Below are 15,719 nucleotides of genomic sequence, written 5' to 3' on the forward strand. Positions count from 1 at the left end.
GGGGTTCGCGGGGGCCCGGCCAGGGGCCACACCCGCACCACCCCGTCAACCCCCAACCCCCCCGGGGGTCCCCCCCCCGCCCCGGCGCGGGGCCCCCCCCGGCCCGGGCGCGCCCGCCCCGCCCGTCCCCGGACCGACAGGAGCCCCATTGCCAACGCTCGAACTCCACGAACTCGTCGACTGCGCCACCGATGAACAGGAAGCGGTCATCCGCAACGTCGCCTATAAGGCCGGCGTGCTATGGCCATGCCTCAACGCCGACTGCCGGCGCGACCAACCACGCAGCGCACCGCGCTGCACATCCTGCGGCTGCGACCGCAAGGGCCGGCCCATCGGCGACAGCTGGCCCATCACCTACGGACCGATATCCGGTCACCTCCTTGCCGATCTGCGTGAAGCGCTAGTCGAGTGGTTCACCGAGCGCGGCCGGCCCCTGCCCGACGCCGTGAGCTTCGAGTACACCGACCAGTACGAGTCACATGAGTGGAGCGACTGGGGCTCCCTCCACTTCGGCGGCCGCACCGATCCCTACTGCGACTTCCACACCAGCATCGTCGCCGAGATCCTCACCGAGATCAGCGACGACGAGGCCCCACAACACAACGACGTGCTGACCATCGCCCTGCCCCGCTGAGCGATCCGCCAGGCGTACCCCCTTGGTTCCGCACTGCCCCTCCCCTCCGCCCCGAAGGAGCACTTCCGCATGACCGACCCGTCTGACCAGTTCATGATTCCGCCGAGCCTGCTCGAGGACCTGCGCACCGCCCTTGTCCGCCACTTCGCCACCGCCGACAGGTTGCCGGACGCAGTGGACTTCCGCATCACTGAGGAGCACCCCCACCTTGAGAGCCTGGCCTGGGCCGGCGATGGCGCCCTGCTCATATATGGCTCCGCAAAGGAGCCGACCGATGACCTCGCCGAAGCTGTCGGCGACGAACTCGACGCCCTCTCCGAGTTCCGGGCCTCCCGCTTCGGGGACACTCTCCTCGTCGGCCTTTCCGCCGCCTACATGCCCTCACCGCCCGACGCTGCCGATGATGCTCCCTCCCGGACGTTCGATCCGCAGAGCCCGTACGCCTTCCTCGACGCTCGCGACGACACCGTTTTGGACCGCATCGAAACGGCTCTGTACGCCGTGCGGCGGGAGCGCACACAGCGGCGGTTCGAGGAGACGGTCGTGGCTGCACTGCCCCAACTCGCTCAGGAAGAGTGGCTCGACAGCGCGTCTCCGGTGGCACGGGTGGTCTTCCGCGCCCTGCCCGGCGAGTGGGAAGAGGGCCCTCGCTGGCCCTTTCTGGCAAGTGCACACCACGCTGACGGGAGCGTGACCATCGATCTGGACTTCGACGAGTACATCGGCGACCTCCTCGCACCGATGGATGAGTGGGTACCAGCGAGCGAGGGAGAGCACATGGTCGTCGTTGTGCCCGGAGTAGCGCTGCACGTAGAGCCGTGCGTCGTCTGCGATGACACTGCCTGCGGGGACAAAAGCGGTCATGCGTTCACTACCTGCGCCGTGTGTCCGGAGCCGTATCGCCTCATGCACCAGGCACACCCCCAGCCGGGGTGCCCCGGCTTCTCTGCGCTTCCTGTTCGCCCCGGGGCCTGACCTGCCGAGCACCGTGCACGGGCGGGTCGGCCGCCGCTGGTTCAACGGTTGTCGATGCTCTGCGCGTGCACGGTGCGGCAGGTGGGCGGCAACATCTGAGCTGTGTGTTGTACCTGGCGTCAGCGGAGCCTGCCGACGCTGCGCTGGCAGCAACGTGGCCGGCCGTGACGGGCGTGGTTCCCGCCGGGGCGAATAGGCCCGCAAGGTGCGAAGGCCAGCCGCACCCGCTCGCCCAGGTACGTGGACGGCACCTGTTGCGGAGCGTCCGGCCCAGGAGTGCCTCGATGGCCCAGCGGGAAAGGGCCGTCGGGTGAGCGGCGGGTGCTCTCGCTGGCTCCCTTCAGGCCGGTAAGGGCACGCGGTGGAGAGACGTACGAAGGCGGCCAACCCCTGGGGTCGGCCGCCTTCGTTAAGGGCGCATCGCCGGGATTCCGGCGGTTGCTCGGGTGTCGTTACAGCGGTCGCAGGGACCGGACACTCTTACGCGACGGACTCATGGCCTTCACCTCCTTGCTGCCGGTGGTGTTCCGAACACTGTCGAACCTAGGAGCTGGCGCGACCGCTGGTGTGCGGCTCCGTCTGCCGGGGCAACGCTTTAGGTTCGAAATGATTCCATGGAGGAATCAGTTGCCCGGGCCCGGTGCGTGGATGAGCTCACCAACGGCCCGCAGCCCGGGGACTTCACGGGGTTCCTGGCCGCAGTAGCCGCTCTGGGCGTGAGGGGCACGGGCGGCGCCGCGGCGGGCCCGCCCAGCCGGTGTGCCGCGCGGCGCAGCAGGACGGCGTATTCGTGGACCCGGAGGGGGTCGGCGAAGGCTGGGGTGGGGCCGAGGGCGGTCAGGACTGCCACCACGGTGGTGGCCCGGCGGACGCAGGTGGCGAGGGCATGAGTGCTGGGTGTGCGGGAGACGGCGATGCGGCTGGTGGACACGCTCTCGCGGATGTGGGCGGGGATTTGCAGGCGCTGGTCGTCGGGTCCGGTCGTTACGGCCTCGGGCAGGCCGGCGATCGCGGCGCGGCCTGCGGCGCTGTGGCGCAGGTTCTCGTGCTGCTGGTCGATGGCGTGCTGCAGCTCGGGACGGGGGCAGAGCGCGTCGACGAGTTCGAGGCGCAGGCCGGTGCCGGGGCGCCATCCTGGCTGGTGGTAGGCGACGGCGAGGCCGGTTTCGGTGTGCAGGGTAGTCAGGGCTTGGCGGATCCGGGGGTCGGCGGGGCCGGCAGGGCGGGCATCGAGCAGGGCTCGGCCGGCACGGGTGAGCCGGTAGGAACCGTGCCGGGCCCCGCGTTCGGCGACGCGTTCGTCGACGGCTGCGCCCAGGAGGCGGGAGACGTGCGGGCTGCGCAGGCCGGCTACGGCGGCGATCTCGGATACCTGGTGGTCCTCGTGGGGGCCGAGGTCGTGCAGGCAGCGCAGGACGCGCAGTCCGCAGCGCACACTCCGGTTGGGCCGGCGCTCCTCAGAGGCAGTGATGGAGGGGGTCGCGGGCGGCGCAGAGGGAAGGTGGGTCGGCCGGCGGTCGAGGGCAGTGGTGGACATGCGGCTCCCATCTCACGTGGTGCGGTCCTGGTGCCGGAGGCGGACGGTGCGCGCCAGCGGTCGGTCAGCGGCGAAAGGAGCTGCGTGGCGGCACGTCGGTGGCTTCTTCGTCGACCTGGCGCTGGATCTCGGGGTCGGTGTAGCGGGGTGCTTGGAAGAGGTTCTGCCACGTCGGCTTCGGCGTCAGTGGGGCGCGGCGCGGGGGCGGCGTCCGCGGGGGCTGGCGGCGGCGGGGGATGGGCTGGTTCGGTGTCATGGGGCCTTCTAGGGGTTCAGGGTGACGCCGTCGGAGACGTCGGTGGGCAGGGTCTGGCGCGGACAAGTGGTCAGCACGCGCTGCATCGCCTTCTTTTCGGCCGGGTCGACCCAGAGGTGGTACTTCCTCTTGACAGCGATCTGGCGGGCCACGTAGGTGCAGCGGAAGTCCTTGTTCGCCGGCAGCCAGGTGCTGGCATTGCCGTCGGACTTCTGCCGGTTGGCCGTCCCTGAGGCCGCAAGCAGATTCAAGGGGTCGTTGGCCAGGGCCTCACGTCGGTCCTGGGGAAGCAGCGCAGCACCAGTCTGCCAGCTGTCGCTCAGTGCCACGATGTGATCGATCTGCACCTGCGACGACCGCGGGCCCCGCACGAAGTCGATGTCGGCGGCGGTGTACGGGTCCGTGAGCCGTCCTGACGCGATCACACAGGCCGAAGTTCCTTTGTAAGCAATGGCCTTGAGGTCTCGGCGCAGGATGTCGTTGCGACTGTCGCAGCCGTTGTGCGCGCCGGGGGCGGAGCTGGTGTCCGACCACGCGGAGCCGAACTGTGCGGTGCGGTCGTAGCCAGTCTTAGGGGAACGGTCTTTGACGGGCAGTGTTTCCAGCGCGTGCACGGCGCCACCGACCGCGGCATCCCTTGCGCCGGGTTCGAGCCGGCCGCTGGGCGCGCTCGCACCTGTGGAGCAGCCGGTGACTGCTGCGACCAGCAGCAGGCCGGCGGGAAGAAGGCGTAAGCGCAACGGGGTTCCTCGATTCAGTGATGCGGGAGCGAGTGAGCTGCGTGCCCATGATCGCGCAGCGGACGGGCGACGGCCGTCGTGGCGTGCAGAGCTTCGGCGAACGCGCGCACACATCCGATGGACCGTGTGCGGCCGGCGGCGCCGGGGGTCTCCAGGAGCGGGCGGACGGCGGGTGTGCCCATGACGATGCCGCTCACGTAGGGAGCAACCGCTCGTGCACGCAACGGTGTCGAGATCCCGATACCTGCGACGACGGGTTGCGCGGTCGCGGCTCGCAGGCGGGTGGTGAAGCGGTTCAGTGCTTCGAGGTCCAGTTCGCCGCGGTAGCCCGTGGCGGCAGTGACGGCGGGAGCGTAGATCCATCCTGAAGCGGCCGCGGAGATGCGGGTCAGGAGGTTTTCGTCTGCGTCGCGCGGAGCGAACTGCGGAGTGTGGATGCCTGCCGTGCGCGCGGCGGCAAGCCAGGGGCCGGCCTGGTCCAGGGGGAGATCCGGGATCATGGCCCCGGCGGCTCCTGCCTCGGCCAGGCCCTGGGCAAAGGGCTCGACTCCGTATTCGGCCACCGGCGACCAGTAGCTCATGACCACCACCGGCGCTCCGCTGTCTGCGGCGTGGCGGACGGTGTCCATCACGTCAGCCATACGGGCGCCGTGCCGCAGCGCGTGCTCGTATGCCGCGGAGATGACCGGTCCGTCCAAGGGAGCGGACCCGGTCGGCACTCCGACCTCGAGGACGGCTGCGCCTTGCTGGACAAAGGCGTGGAGGAGGTCGACGCCCTTGCTCGGGGTGGGGTATCCAGCGGGAAGGAACACCCCAAGGGCCGGGTCGGCGTTCTGGTGCAGCAGGTGGGTGAGCTGGACGGCCGCGGGGGTCTGCGTGTTCACGGTGCGCCTTTCACGGCGGGTGCCGGTGCCGGCGGTCGACGCTGGGGCGTGGTCCGCCGGCACCGGGACCCGGAGGGCTGGGAGCGCCGCCCCTCGGGAGGGTGGAAATGGGCGTCGGGTGGAGGCCGCAGAGCATGACGAGTGGCAGCTCAGGCGGCCCCACAGGCATGTCGCCCCGGTGCTCGTTGGTGGGTTGATGGAAAGGCGGTGCTGCCGCCGGCAGGACTATTCGAAGCCGAAGGGCTGGCGTTGTGGCTGGCCCTTGTTGGTCACCAGGCGCTGAGCGACTCCACTGTGGTCACCGGACAGCGCTGGTGCCGTGCAGCTGCCAGGTGCGGGTGCCCTTTCCGTCATGCGCGTCGAAAACCGCGACTCCATCGGCTGTCCAGTTCGTCTTCTTCGTCTTCACGTAGGTGACGCCGTAGCCGCTGGCGCCGGACGAGAAGGTCTTGGAGCCGCTGGCCTCGTTGTTGACTTCCGTGCGGAGGCTGTTGACCTCTCCACTGCTCCGGTGGTCGTGGCCGTGCTCGGCGCGAGTATCGAAGTACAGCTCGTTGAACCGGGTACCAGGGTTCCACCACGAGCCGTCCCAGGAGACCCTGTGGAGCCACGTCTTGTAATAGCGGTAGCCGCCCGACTGGCCGGTGTACTTCGCACAGAGGGTGGCGCGCATCGTGAGGTCAGGCTTGGACGGCAGATCGAACGTCTTGGTGGTGGTGTGGCACTTGGTGGTCGAGCTCGCTGCCTGTGCCGGGCTGGCCATCGCCACTCCGCTGAGGAGGATCGAGGCGCCGATGGCGGAGGCGGCGAGGGTACGTGCGGTCTTCATCGTTCTTCTCCGTGGGGTGGTGTGGTGAAACTGGTGAAGGGCGCGGGGTACCCGCTGGCGGGTGCCGGCGCGTCCAGGGCATGCGGTCCGGACGAGTGGCGGACCCGTGCGGTGCAGGTTCGTGCAGCCGGGCGCAGGTGAGGTCCCGCGGATCAGCGCCATTCAGAGGGCACTTGGTTTCTTGCGGGCAGCGCGCTGGCCGACAACGGCCGGCCAGCGCGCCGAGGTTTCCGTCGAACGCGGCTTAGTAGGCGAAGAGGTCGGTGTACTTGTTGCTCACCCAGCCCCATTCGCCCTTGTGCGCACCGGTCGCGACCTTGCCGTAGAGCCAGCGGTCACCGGAGGAGGTGCAGGTGATGTGCATGCCGGTGTACTGGCTGAGCGAGCCCTTTGCGGAGTAGCCGGTGCCCGGGCCGGTGCGCAGACGGACTCCGTCGGTGTTCGGGATACCGACCGCAGCGGAGTGCCGCTTGTTGTCGACGTTGTCGTTGGGCACGGTCGAGTGGACGCAACCGCTCTTGCCGACGGCGGAGGCGGGGCTGGCCAGTGCGACGCCTCCGGCGGCCAGGAGGCTGGCGGTGAGGGCTGTGGCAGCTGTGCGGCGGATGAGGGTGCGTGCAGGCATGGGTGATCTCCAGGCGGGGTGAAGGTGGGCTTTGCTGTGGACGGAGCTGCCGGGACAGCCCGGGCGTGCTGCCTGACTGGGCAGCAAGATGGGGTGAGACCGGAACGGCCGCGACCGGCGGTGAAGCCGGTCAGATGCCGTCGGGCTTCTTACGGGCAGCGCGGTGTCGGCCGTAGCCGGCCAGGCCCAGTGCGGTCATTCCCGCGGCGATCAGGCCACCCGCGGCGAGCCCCAGCTGGGCGTTGCCTTCGGCGCCGGTGTGCGCGAGGGTTCCCGAGGTGGTCGGCGGCGCCGGGTTGATCGGTGCATCGGCAGTGTCCGAGCTGCCGGCGCGGGCGTTCTTCGGCGGGGAGTCAGGCTTGTGGCTGCCACCGCTGTGTGAACCACCGTGCCCCGGGGCCGGGGTGGTGGGTTCCGAGGAAGGGTCAGTCCCCGGGTCGGTCGGGTCGGGGGTCGGGGTTCCCGGGTCCGTGGGGTCGGGGGTCGGAGTCCCCGGGTCGGTCGGGTCGGGGGTCGGGGTTCCCGGGTCCGTGGGGTCGGGGGTCGGAGTCCCCGGGTCGGGGGTCGGGGTTCCCGGGTCCGTGGGGTCGGGGGTCGGAGTCCCCGGGTCCGTGGGGTCCGTACCGTCTCCGGGGTCCGTGGGGTCGCCCGGCTGAGGACCCGGACCTCCCGGATCGGTGCCGGGACCGCCAGGATCTGAGCCGTCATCGGGTCCGGGGTCCGTGCTGGGGTCCGGCGGGTTTGGACCCGGCTCCGTACCCGGAGGCTTGTCGCCAGCGCGGCCAGGCCCCGGCACCAGATCCTTTACGAGGTCCTTCACCGAATCCGTGGCTCCGCTGGCGACATGAATGTCCGGGGCACTCGCAGATGGCGCCCTGTTGTCGGCCTCGCGGTCGGCGGCCACGGCGTTCGGGGCGGCGATCGTCCCCGTGGCCGCCACCACGGCGGTCAGTGCTGCGGCACGCCGCAGCACACGGAGTCGGGTTCTGCGCATGAGAGTTCAGCCTCCAAGGGTGCAAAGCGCATCGACGCCCTGGGACGAGCCGCCCGGGCGCTCACCCATGGTTGAGGCGTGGGCCTGTGGATAACGTCCACGGATTCTCGACGCTCACCACTACCCCCAAAACTTAATAGACCAGGGCAAATTGCCTTGAGGTTCATGCCCCGGATCGTTCCCGCCGCGGACGCCCGGCGGCCATTGCCGCAGGGCGTCCGGCCGGCTGACCGGCGAACTGGGCCCGCTTTTTGCCGCACGGCCGCTGGTGGAGCTTGTGGCTGTCAGTCGTCGGTGAGCGGCGGGGTGTAGACCCAGGGGTGTACGTCGAACTGTGGCGAAGGCTTGCGACCACGGGTGCCTTCGGGGCGTTGCGGGTCTGGCAGGTAGGCCAGCCAGCCGAGGTCCTCCAGGGCCTGGATGGCCTGGTTCATGTCGTCCATACTCTCGACCCATTTGCGGCCTTTGAGTGCTTGGTACGCTTCGCGGGCTCGGAAGGGCTGGTCACACGCCGACTGGTACTTCTTGGCGTCGGCTTGGCCGGGGGCGGGCCGGGAGCGGACCCAGTCCAGCAGTTCGCGTGCTGGTTTGAGGCGTCCGTCGCCGTCGGGTCCCATCAGGTCGTACACGGATTTGGCGTGGGCGACGAGGTAGGGCACGAGGGCGATGGCGGCGCGGACGCGTTCCTCGCCGATGAGCAGGGTGTCCGGGTCCTCGAAAAGGGCCAGGCAGGCGGCAAGGCGGATGACCTGTCCGCGCAGTTTGCCCGCCCACTCGGCGATCTCATGCAGGTCGCCGCCCGGCTGGCGGCGCTTGCCGAAGGTGTCGTAGAAGTCGGCGAAGACGGCGCGGGCCGGTTCGGTCAGGTGCATGACGCCCACCTCGTCGGTGTCCCAGACCCGGCGGACGAGGTTCTTGATCCGCGTCGCGTAGCCTTCGCGGACCGCGGGCGGGACTTCGGGTGAGTCGAAGGTGTCCTCGGCGGTGGGCTCGGGCCGTGCGTACAGGAAGCGGCCGAGCAGGCCGTTCTCCCGGAACTCGGGGTTCTTCTTTGCCAGTCCGAGCAGCACGCCGGACTGGATGAGCAGCGCCAGGGCGAGGAAAGTGCCACGCATCCGGATCGCCGTGCGGCCGGCGCGGTCCACGCTGTAGGGGCTGCCGGTGTACGCCTCCAGGAGCAGGTCGCTGTTGGCCTGGCCGTTCTGGCTGTACATGCCACCGGCGATCTTCAGCAGGTTCGCCTCCGAGGCGAGCAATCCGATCCGCCCGCCCTGCTCGTGCATCCGCTTGACCAGGGCCTCCATGGTGGCGTCCCTGATCAGCAGCCGCGGCAGCTCGGCCGACGACCCCAGCTGCAGCAGTTTGTGGCGGGCGGCTTCGGCGTTCGCGGCGGCTTCGGCACGCTTGGTGGGGTCGTCGACAGCAGCCGCCTGTTCGGCCCGGGCCATCCGCGCGGTCCAGATGCGGATCTCCTGCGCCTTGGCCTCGATAGCGCTCCGTTTGGCGTCGATGACCTCGTCCTCCATCTCCCGCAGCGGTGCGGCAGCTGCGTCGAGCGCGGGGGTCTTCTTCTCCGAGGAGTCGGCGAGCGCGGCCATGTACAGCGCGATCGCCTCGGTCCAGTCGGCCTTGACCCGCACCCGGCGCCGGCCGCCGGTGGCCGTGGAGATGGTCGCGAGGGCAGCGAACGCCACGAGATCCGGCGCCACTTGCAGGGACTCGGCTGTCGCGGACACGAAGGGAGCGAGCGCGCCGAGGTGCTCCACCGGGAGGGGCGGCAGTCGGCGGACGTCGATGTCCGCCGGGGCCTCCCAGCCCTGGTCGACGGAATGCGTCCCAGAAATCCCAGAATCCACTTGGTGTACCGGCATACGGACCTCGTCGTTGTTTTTGGGATTTGTGGGACGTGCTGCCGCAGGGGTGCGGTCACTGGCGCGACGGATCTCGGCGAGCACGTCCGCCGGCAGGGCAAGGGCCCCTGCGGTGGCGAGAGGCCGGCCGTGGGCGGCCCGCAGAACGTCGACCGCCGCAGCGGACTGGTCACCACGGTGGTGGAGTTCAGCGAACAGCTGGCCGGCACTCATCACCTCGCCCGTCGGCAGCCCCGGCGTCTCGGACCAGACCGTCAGACACGCGCCGGACTTGTGCACCGCCGCGCCTGTGCCGGAGACCCCCCGCTGCCAGCCCGGGTAGGACCACAGGGCGCATCCGGCCCGGCCGCACCCGATCGGGCAGCTGCTGCTGGACTGCTCGCGGTATGACCAGCCGGCGGCCGCGAGGATCTGCGGGATCGCGCACGCCTGCCCAAGGATCTCCAGCGGCCCCGGCCCGCGCGACGCGTCGGATGCGGACTGTTCGGGAATCATCCGCCGTGCTTTCGGGGCGGGCGAGAGGTCGGCGACGATGGCGCGGATCTCATCGAGGGTGTAGGTAACGCCGTGTGCACCTTCGCCTGCCTCGGACGGCTCGTCGATCCGGCACAGGCTCGGCCGGTCGGGAACCTTGCGGTTGACGGTGCCGGGGATCCGCAGCACGCGCGGCAGGTCACCGACGCCGGCGCCGTACGCCACCCCCAGCCGGTCGGCCGACGCCTTGAGGATCTGCTGCCAGCCGCGGGCCAGATGCTGCGCTTCCTCCAGGTCCAGGTCCTCGCCGATGACCGCTGTACGGGCGAGGCGGGCCCGGACGTACAGCCCGCCTCCCGAATGGATCACCTGCGACCAGGCGGGCAGCCCGGACTCCCGCCAGATCCTCAGCGCGGCCGCGGCATCGGCCGGCAGGTTCTGCGCTTTGTGCCCGGCGCCCCTGATGTCGATGTCGGACCACATGTCCACCAGGGCGCATGAGTCCTCGGCCCTCCCCCGCATGTCCGGGGGCAGCGGCGCACGGACGGTGGTGACGCGCGCGTAGATGCCCCGGGCTCCCCGTTCGTCGAGCTGAGCAGCGAATGCGGCTGCCTGGTCGGCGTCGGCGAACTGCTGACCGGACCAGTCCAGGGTGGAGGCCACGGCAATCAGCCCCGGTGCCGGCCCGTACTGGGCACGCAGCCAGGCGCGTGCCTGCGGAAGGTCAAACGTCACGTCCACTCGATGTGCTCCGGGTTCGTGCGAGCCGCGCCAACGGCGGCTTGATCAACGGTCATTCCCCGCGGCCGACGGCTCGAGAGGGAAAAGGTCAGCTCTGGCGATGGCGCGGGCAGTATTCGCCCCGGCCTCACCGGGCACATGCCGGGCACCGCCGGCCGGCCCGCGGCCTTGTCGCCTGGCAGCGGCCGCGGCCACTCCCCCGCCGGCTCCCCGCACCGGCCGAAGGCATCGTCGGCCGCCTTGGTTCTCACGACGCGCACACCTCCCGGGCACCGGTGGCAGCCCCGGCGACCGCGGCATCGCCGGCCAGCGGCCGCCCGGCGAGCTCGGCACACCGACTGCGCCAGTCGCCACGCTCCGCCTCCTTCCTCCCGGCGCCGCGGGCCTGGGCCAGCCGGCCGAGCAGCCCCTGCAACAGCTCCCGTGCCGCGGCCTCGCGGGCCTTCTCCGCGGCCCGTTCAGCGGCATCGACGGCCATCTGAGGAGTCGGGTAGCGGTGCCGGCGGAGCATCGTCAGCTCATAGACCCGGTCCGCCTCGTCCTCCACCGCCTCCGAACACGCCAGCCGCCGCAGCGCCGAACTCCGGCGCCCGTCCACGATCCGCTGCGCCACCTCACTCTCGGCGAACGCCAGCACCACCGCCGGCGACTGCTCCCAGCGCGCGCACTGCACGGAGATCAGCGCCCAGGTATCGACCTCGACCTGATGCGTGAACTCGGCTACCACGGCCGCATCGTCGAGCTCGGCACGCACCGCGACGGTGAGGTCGACCGCCTCGCGCACCAGGTCCTCGACCCGGCGCCTCGTAGCGCACTCCGGACACCGCCCGGCAGCCTCGGGGACCCCGCAGTCGACGCACGCGGCCGCGGCCCGGGCCCGCGCCTCCTCGGCCAGTTCCTCGCGCTGACGCGTAACAGCCTCCTGCCGCGCCTCCTGCTCTGCACGCTCCCGCTCCCGCCGGGCAACGGCCGCGGCAGCCTGCTGCCGCACCTGGTCGTACAGGCGCCGCTCGACCTCACCACGCCGCTCATCCGCCGACAGCTGCGGCAGCTCAGCTGCGACCGCGGCCGCGACTGACCAGCGCAGCGCCCGCCGGTCGCCCCACTGGCTGTCGCAGCTGTCGCAGCCGCCGCCGGTGTCCATCCGCACCCCGTCATCGCACTTGTGCGACCAGCAGCCGGCCTTCTGGGGCAGACCGCGCCTGATCAGCCAGCCCCGCAGGTCGCCGATGGGGCGGGTGCCCTGCATCAGCAGCCGGCGCTCCAGCCGCTCGGCCAGGACCCGCTCGGCCAGCTCCTCCCCCACCAGCCCGCGCACACGACCCAGCTCCCGACGAACCACACCGGCCAGCCACCGGCTGGTTGAGGTGCGCCCGAGCTTGGACCAATGCCAGGCCACCGGAGCCAACGCCACCGCCAGATCCGCAGGTACCTGCGTGGTCCCCGCGAACACCGTTCGTCCGGCAGGCTGCGGCCTCTTCCGGTTGAACTCCTCATCCTCCGTGGTCTTTCGCTGTTCCCCGCGCAGCGGGCTCTCCGCCCCCGACGTGCGGCTGGATTCCGTGACGGGGGCCGGTGCCGGCTGATCGTCGTCCGCGCACGCGCGTTCCGGCAGCGGACCCGAGCCCGAGACGGCAGAGCCGGAACAACCAACCACATCACCAGCAGAATCCGTAGAGTCCTCAGCCAACTGCGGGTGGGTGGTGTGAAGCCCTTCAGCATCGGGGCGCTCCACGAAACCGCGGTCACCGCCCGCCTCCACACCGTCGATCCCAGCAACCCCAAGCCCTTCGGAGCTGCCGCCAGCAGCAAGATCACCGGGTGCAGCATCGGGGCGCCCAGCCTCCAGCCCCTCCACCACGTCGTCGAAGGACTCCTGCGCCCAGCCATCGCCCCACAGCACCGGAGCCACCGGCCCGGCACAGTCGCACGGCGCCGGCTGACGGTCAGCCACGGTCTCCCCGCCGTCGGGGCACGCTTCGGCGCCATCAAGAGGGTAGGGCCGGTTGTGGGCGGCTGCCACGGCCGGCACGCGCAGCCGGCTCCGGCCGAAGCACGCCGCCGCCGACTCTTCCCGCGCGACCTCCACCAGGCCGCGCTTCTTGAGACGACCGAGCACCTTGGCGCCGCCCGAGACCGAACACCCCAGGAGCCGCGCCACGGTCGCCGCGGCCCGGCCCCGACCCGCAGCGACACTGCCGCCCACCATCCGCACCCGACCGTCCGGCCGGCTCTGCAGCACCAGCAGCAGCAGCGCCAGCCGGTCTGTCGCAGCTCCCTTCTCCTGCCGGCCGGCCAGCAGACCTTCCGGCGTGACCGGCCCGTTCTTCGGAGCCCAGCCCGGGCCCAAGACGGCCTCGGACAGCCGCAGGAGCGTCGCCAGGTCCTTCTTGGACAACGCCAACGGGTGATCGCCCCGCCCGCCGCGGGCCTCGCGCAACGGCGTCAGGTCGACGTCGAGACCGATCACCTGTCCGGCCTCGTCGATGACGATGTCCCAGGTCGCGATCCCCGCCCGCTTCAGCTTCGGAAGCACCGAACTGCGGACGTGCGAGGCCGAACACCCCAGCCAGCGGGCGAGGTCGGTGGTACGGGTACGCACAGGCTCTGCCCCGGCCGGCGCCTTCGCGAGCAGCACGACGGCGGCCATGCGAACGGCATCCTGCTGCCCGACAACGCGCGGATCCGACAACAGGGCGCGCACCGCGGTGAACAACCGCGTGCGCATCGCTTCGCCCAACTGCAGAGGACGGCCAGGGCCTGTCTCCGGTACCGGACCGGCAGGCCCGAAGCCGCCGCGCGACCGCGGAGTCCGACCGGGAGGACGAGAAGAGCGGGGCCGAGAACCAGCCCCGAAGGTCTGAGAACGAGCCGACTTACGTACGGGACCTGAACCAGATTCAGGCATGACTAGGCCGACCCTCGGACGGGTAGCTATGATCTGCTCCTGTCGAGGAGGAAGAGGGAAACCGGTATCGCCGTCCGGCTCGCTTGGGGAAGCGCAGATAGCCGGACGCGGTGTGTTCAGTTTTTGCGGGCTCTCACCTCCTCCTCGACTACACCGCTGGCCGGGGGCGTGGCAGCCGAGCTGTTCCTGACGGGCGCTTCGGGTGGCTTGCAGATGAGCGCTTCACGCCAAGGCAGAGCGGCGCCTCGCATCTGCTGTGAAGCGGGCATTCAATGAGGAACCGGAGACGTGCTACCGGCCCTGGTGGCCCATGAGTCCCACGGACAAATGTGGTCATCACCTGCGCTCTCGCCGACGTGGAGTACCTTCCTGCGGGCGGCCGAACTGCCGGATTTGCGGGCCGAATTCGTCCAGCAGGGACTTGAACGCAAGGGGCCGCTTGACGAGCCCCTTCTTGGGCAGCTCGTACACCTCGCACCACTGCGTTGTAACGCTGGTGCCATCAGCAGGCTGACGCTCGATGATCCGGATGCTGGTCCCTGGTTGCTGGGTGAGGATGTGTTTCTTGACGGCTGCATGTGCAGCGTCCTGGATGACGGAGTCGGAGGCTACAAAGACCGTTACCTGCATAGGAATGGTGCTGAACGCGACGAGCGAGACCTCGCTGTTGCCATCGACAGTGAGCTTTGAGGCGGTCAGTTGACGGGGCCAGTGAAAGACAGTCTCAAGGTTGGGCGGGAGCTCGGCGATCCACTCACCAATCGGAAGCGAAACGAAGATGGAGCCCTGGTGATCGAGTACGAAGTTTGAGTGGGCCCCCGGAGAGTGGGTCAGCTCTACGCCTTCTGGAGTGATCCAGAGAATCGAGTCAAGAGTGGTTGCAGGGTCTCTTGCTGCATCCCGGGCTGCGTTGACGGCGAGGGACTGCCACGGCTCCATGCCACGAGAGACGCTTCTCGAGCGGCGCTCCCCTGGCCACACGAGTTGGTCGACGAAGGCAAAGACGCGCAGCACGATCAGATCCTCGCCATCAAGAGTGCTGATGTTGACAAGGCCAAGCTGTGAAGCCTTGGTAACCCAAGTGCGATTCAGGTTGGCGGCGTTCGCGAGAACCGCCGGCAGGACGTAGGCAGACAAGGCGTCTCCAGCTGATGAGCAGATCTTTGACTGCTGATCACCGTAGTGCATCGTAACCGATTTTGGTGTTACGACGCGACACGGAAACCTCGGCAGGGGTGGCCGAAATGCCCGAATTCTGCCCATCTAGGCCCTTGGTCGGCGTCACGTCGCGTCAAAGGCGCAAGGAGTACCGAAGGGGGGTGAAGCGTACCTACGTACATGCGTGAGCGCCTACAGAGATCCCTACAGAGATCCCTACAGAGATCCCTACAGAGATCCCTACAGACCTACAGGGAGGCGACTTGGATACCGAAATGCTTGGAGGAGCGGTCTACGCTCGTGATACTGCGAAGCGCCAACCACTGGAGTGGTTGGCGCTTCGTCAGCTATGGCTAGCGGGGCCTAGGGTTTGCTCGGGGACTTCGCAGCGAGAGGCCCATCTTCCGCGAGTGCCTTAAGGAAGCGGTCGAGTGCCCCAGAGTAGACGTGGACCGCAGTCCGAGCATGTCCTGCGCGTCGAAGTTCGTTGGGGAGCTGGGAGGCAATCTCGTACACCTCAGGACTCACCCGATGGCTACCCTGTTTCCCGGTGCCAGGTTCGGAGTCACGCGACAACAGAAACTCCTCTGCCAGATCCAACTGCTCCTCCATGGTTGCTGGAAGACAGAGAGCCATCGCGGCGTCGATGTACTGCGCGGCCGTGAGGGACTTCCCAGACGTTGCGCAATCTTCAGCAACCCGTGAGGACAACGTATCGACGAGGTCCGCGGCGAAGCGAAAGGGCTGCGTCTTCCAGCGCTGCTTGCGTAGTTTGAGGTCCATCCGGCTGTCACGCCATGACTTGAGCAGTGCGGCGTGTGCAGGTCCAACCTGCTCAGCCTTCTCTTTCTTTCGCCGGCCGCGTTGGCCAGCACCTTGATCCTGGGCGGGGGGTGCTGGTGGTGTCTCAGGCTCGGGATCGGGTGGCTCGGGGGTCGTGGTGTGGTCCGAGGAGGGGGCGGAAGCGGTTTCCGTCGCCGGCGCGGCTTCCGACCGTCCAGCACCTTGATCCTGGGCGGGGGGTGCTGGTGGTGTCTCAGGCTCGGGATCGGGTGGCTCGGGGGTCGTGGTGTGGTCCGAGGAGGGGGCGGAG

At 69.6% G+C, this 15,719-nt stretch carries 12 protein-coding genes; 2 read left to right on the plus strand and 10 right to left on the minus strand.

Translation table 11 applies throughout. The features are described from left to right. Nucleotides 1-148 precede the first annotated feature (148 nt). Both ACF088_RS18370 and ACF088_RS18375 read left to right on the plus strand, forming a co-directional pair. A complete protein-coding gene (locus ACF088_RS18370; RefSeq protein WP_392376809.1) occupies nt 149-634 on the plus strand; it encodes a hypothetical protein in 486 nt (161 codons plus the stop codon). A gap of 69 nt (nt 635-703) precedes the next feature. Next, on the plus strand, nt 704-1,609 hold the full coding sequence (locus ACF088_RS18375; protein ID WP_392376810.1) for a hypothetical protein: 906 nt from the start codon (nt 704-706) through the stop codon (nt 1,607-1,609). A gap of 595 nt (nt 1,610-2,204) precedes the next feature. Here the strand turns inward: ACF088_RS18375 and ACF088_RS18380 are convergent. From ACF088_RS18380 to ACF088_RS18425, 10 genes are all read right to left on the minus strand, one after another. After that, a complete protein-coding gene (locus tag ACF088_RS18380) occupies nt 2,205-3,146 on the minus strand; it encodes a hypothetical protein (RefSeq protein ID WP_392376811.1) in 942 nt (313 codons plus the stop codon). A gap of 64 nt (nt 3,147-3,210) precedes the next feature. Then, nucleotides 3,211-3,402 (minus strand): hypothetical protein, encoded by a 192-nt coding sequence (locus ACF088_RS18385; RefSeq protein ID WP_392376812.1) that lies wholly within the window; start codon nt 3,400-3,402, stop codon nt 3,211-3,213. An 8-nt stretch (nt 3,403-3,410) separates the two neighbouring features. Next, nucleotides 3,411-4,142, minus strand: coding sequence for an HNH endonuclease family protein (locus ACF088_RS18390; protein WP_392376813.1), 732 nt, complete (start codon nt 4,140-4,142; stop codon nt 3,411-3,413). A gap of 14 nt (nt 4,143-4,156) precedes the next feature. After that, nucleotides 4,157-5,026 carry a tryptophan synthase subunit alpha gene (trpA, locus tag ACF088_RS18395; protein WP_392376814.1) on the minus strand — a complete coding sequence of 290 codons (870 nt, stop codon included), beginning with the start codon at nt 5,024-5,026 and terminating at the stop codon, nt 4,157-4,159. 298 nt (nt 5,027-5,324) lie between these two features. Continuing rightward, nucleotides 5,325-5,855, minus strand: a complete 531-nt coding sequence (locus ACF088_RS18400) for a hypothetical protein (protein ID WP_392376815.1) — start codon at nt 5,853-5,855, stop codon at nt 5,325-5,327. A 244-nt stretch (nt 5,856-6,099) separates the two neighbouring features. Next, complete coding sequence (locus ACF088_RS18405; protein ID WP_392376816.1) at nt 6,100-6,480, minus strand: SH3 domain-containing protein; 381 nt, start codon at nt 6,478-6,480, stop codon at nt 6,100-6,102. Nucleotides 6,481-6,610: 130 nt separating this feature from the next. After that, a complete protein-coding gene (locus tag ACF088_RS18410; protein WP_392376817.1) occupies nt 6,611-7,474 on the minus strand; it encodes a hypothetical protein in 864 nt (287 codons plus the stop codon). A 284-nt stretch (nt 7,475-7,758) separates the two neighbouring features. Continuing rightward, nucleotides 7,759-10,554, minus strand: coding sequence for a YfjI family protein (locus tag ACF088_RS18415; RefSeq protein WP_392376818.1), 2,796 nt, complete (start codon nt 10,552-10,554; stop codon nt 7,759-7,761). Between the two features lie 253 nt (nt 10,555-10,807). Beyond that, nucleotides 10,808-13,210: a hypothetical protein gene (locus ACF088_RS18420; protein ID WP_392376819.1), complete on the minus strand. Its 2,403-nt coding sequence runs from the start codon at nt 13,208-13,210 to the stop codon at nt 10,808-10,810. Between the two features lie 594 nt (nt 13,211-13,804). Then, a complete protein-coding gene (locus ACF088_RS18425; protein ID WP_392376820.1) occupies nt 13,805-14,656 on the minus strand; it encodes a hypothetical protein in 852 nt (283 codons plus the stop codon). Nucleotides 14,657-15,719 lie beyond the last annotated feature (1,063 nt).

It is taken from the genome of Streptomyces sp. NPDC015125 (assembly GCF_043080045.1).
GTDB lineage: Bacteria > Actinomycetota > Actinomycetes > Streptomycetales > Streptomycetaceae > Streptomyces.

Coding starts and splice junctions, on each gene's coding strand:
- ACF088_RS18405 (WP_392376816.1), bottom strand. CDS start 6,480: ATGCCTGCACGCACCCTCATCCGCCGCACAGCTGCCACAGCCCTCACC.
- ACF088_RS18375 (WP_392376810.1), top strand. CDS start 704: ATGACCGACCCGTCTGACCAGTTCATGATTCCGCCGAGCCTGCTCGAG.
- ACF088_RS18385 (WP_392376812.1), bottom strand. CDS start 3,402: ATGACACCGAACCAGCCCATCCCCCGCCGCCGCCAGCCCCCGCGGACG.
- ACF088_RS18425 (WP_392376820.1), bottom strand. CDS start 14,656: ATGCACTACGGTGATCAGCAGTCAAAGATCTGCTCATCAGCTGGAGAC.
- ACF088_RS18380 (WP_392376811.1), bottom strand. CDS start 3,146: ATGTCCACCACTGCCCTCGACCGCCGGCCGACCCACCTTCCCTCTGCG.
- ACF088_RS18410 (WP_392376817.1), bottom strand. CDS start 7,474: ATGCGCAGAACCCGACTCCGTGTGCTGCGGCGTGCCGCAGCACTGACC.
- ACF088_RS18420 (WP_392376819.1), bottom strand. CDS start 13,210: ATGGCCGCCGTCGTGCTGCTCGCGAAGGCGCCGGCCGGGGCAGAGCCT.
- ACF088_RS18400 (WP_392376815.1), bottom strand. CDS start 5,855: ATGAAGACCGCACGTACCCTCGCCGCCTCCGCCATCGGCGCCTCGATC.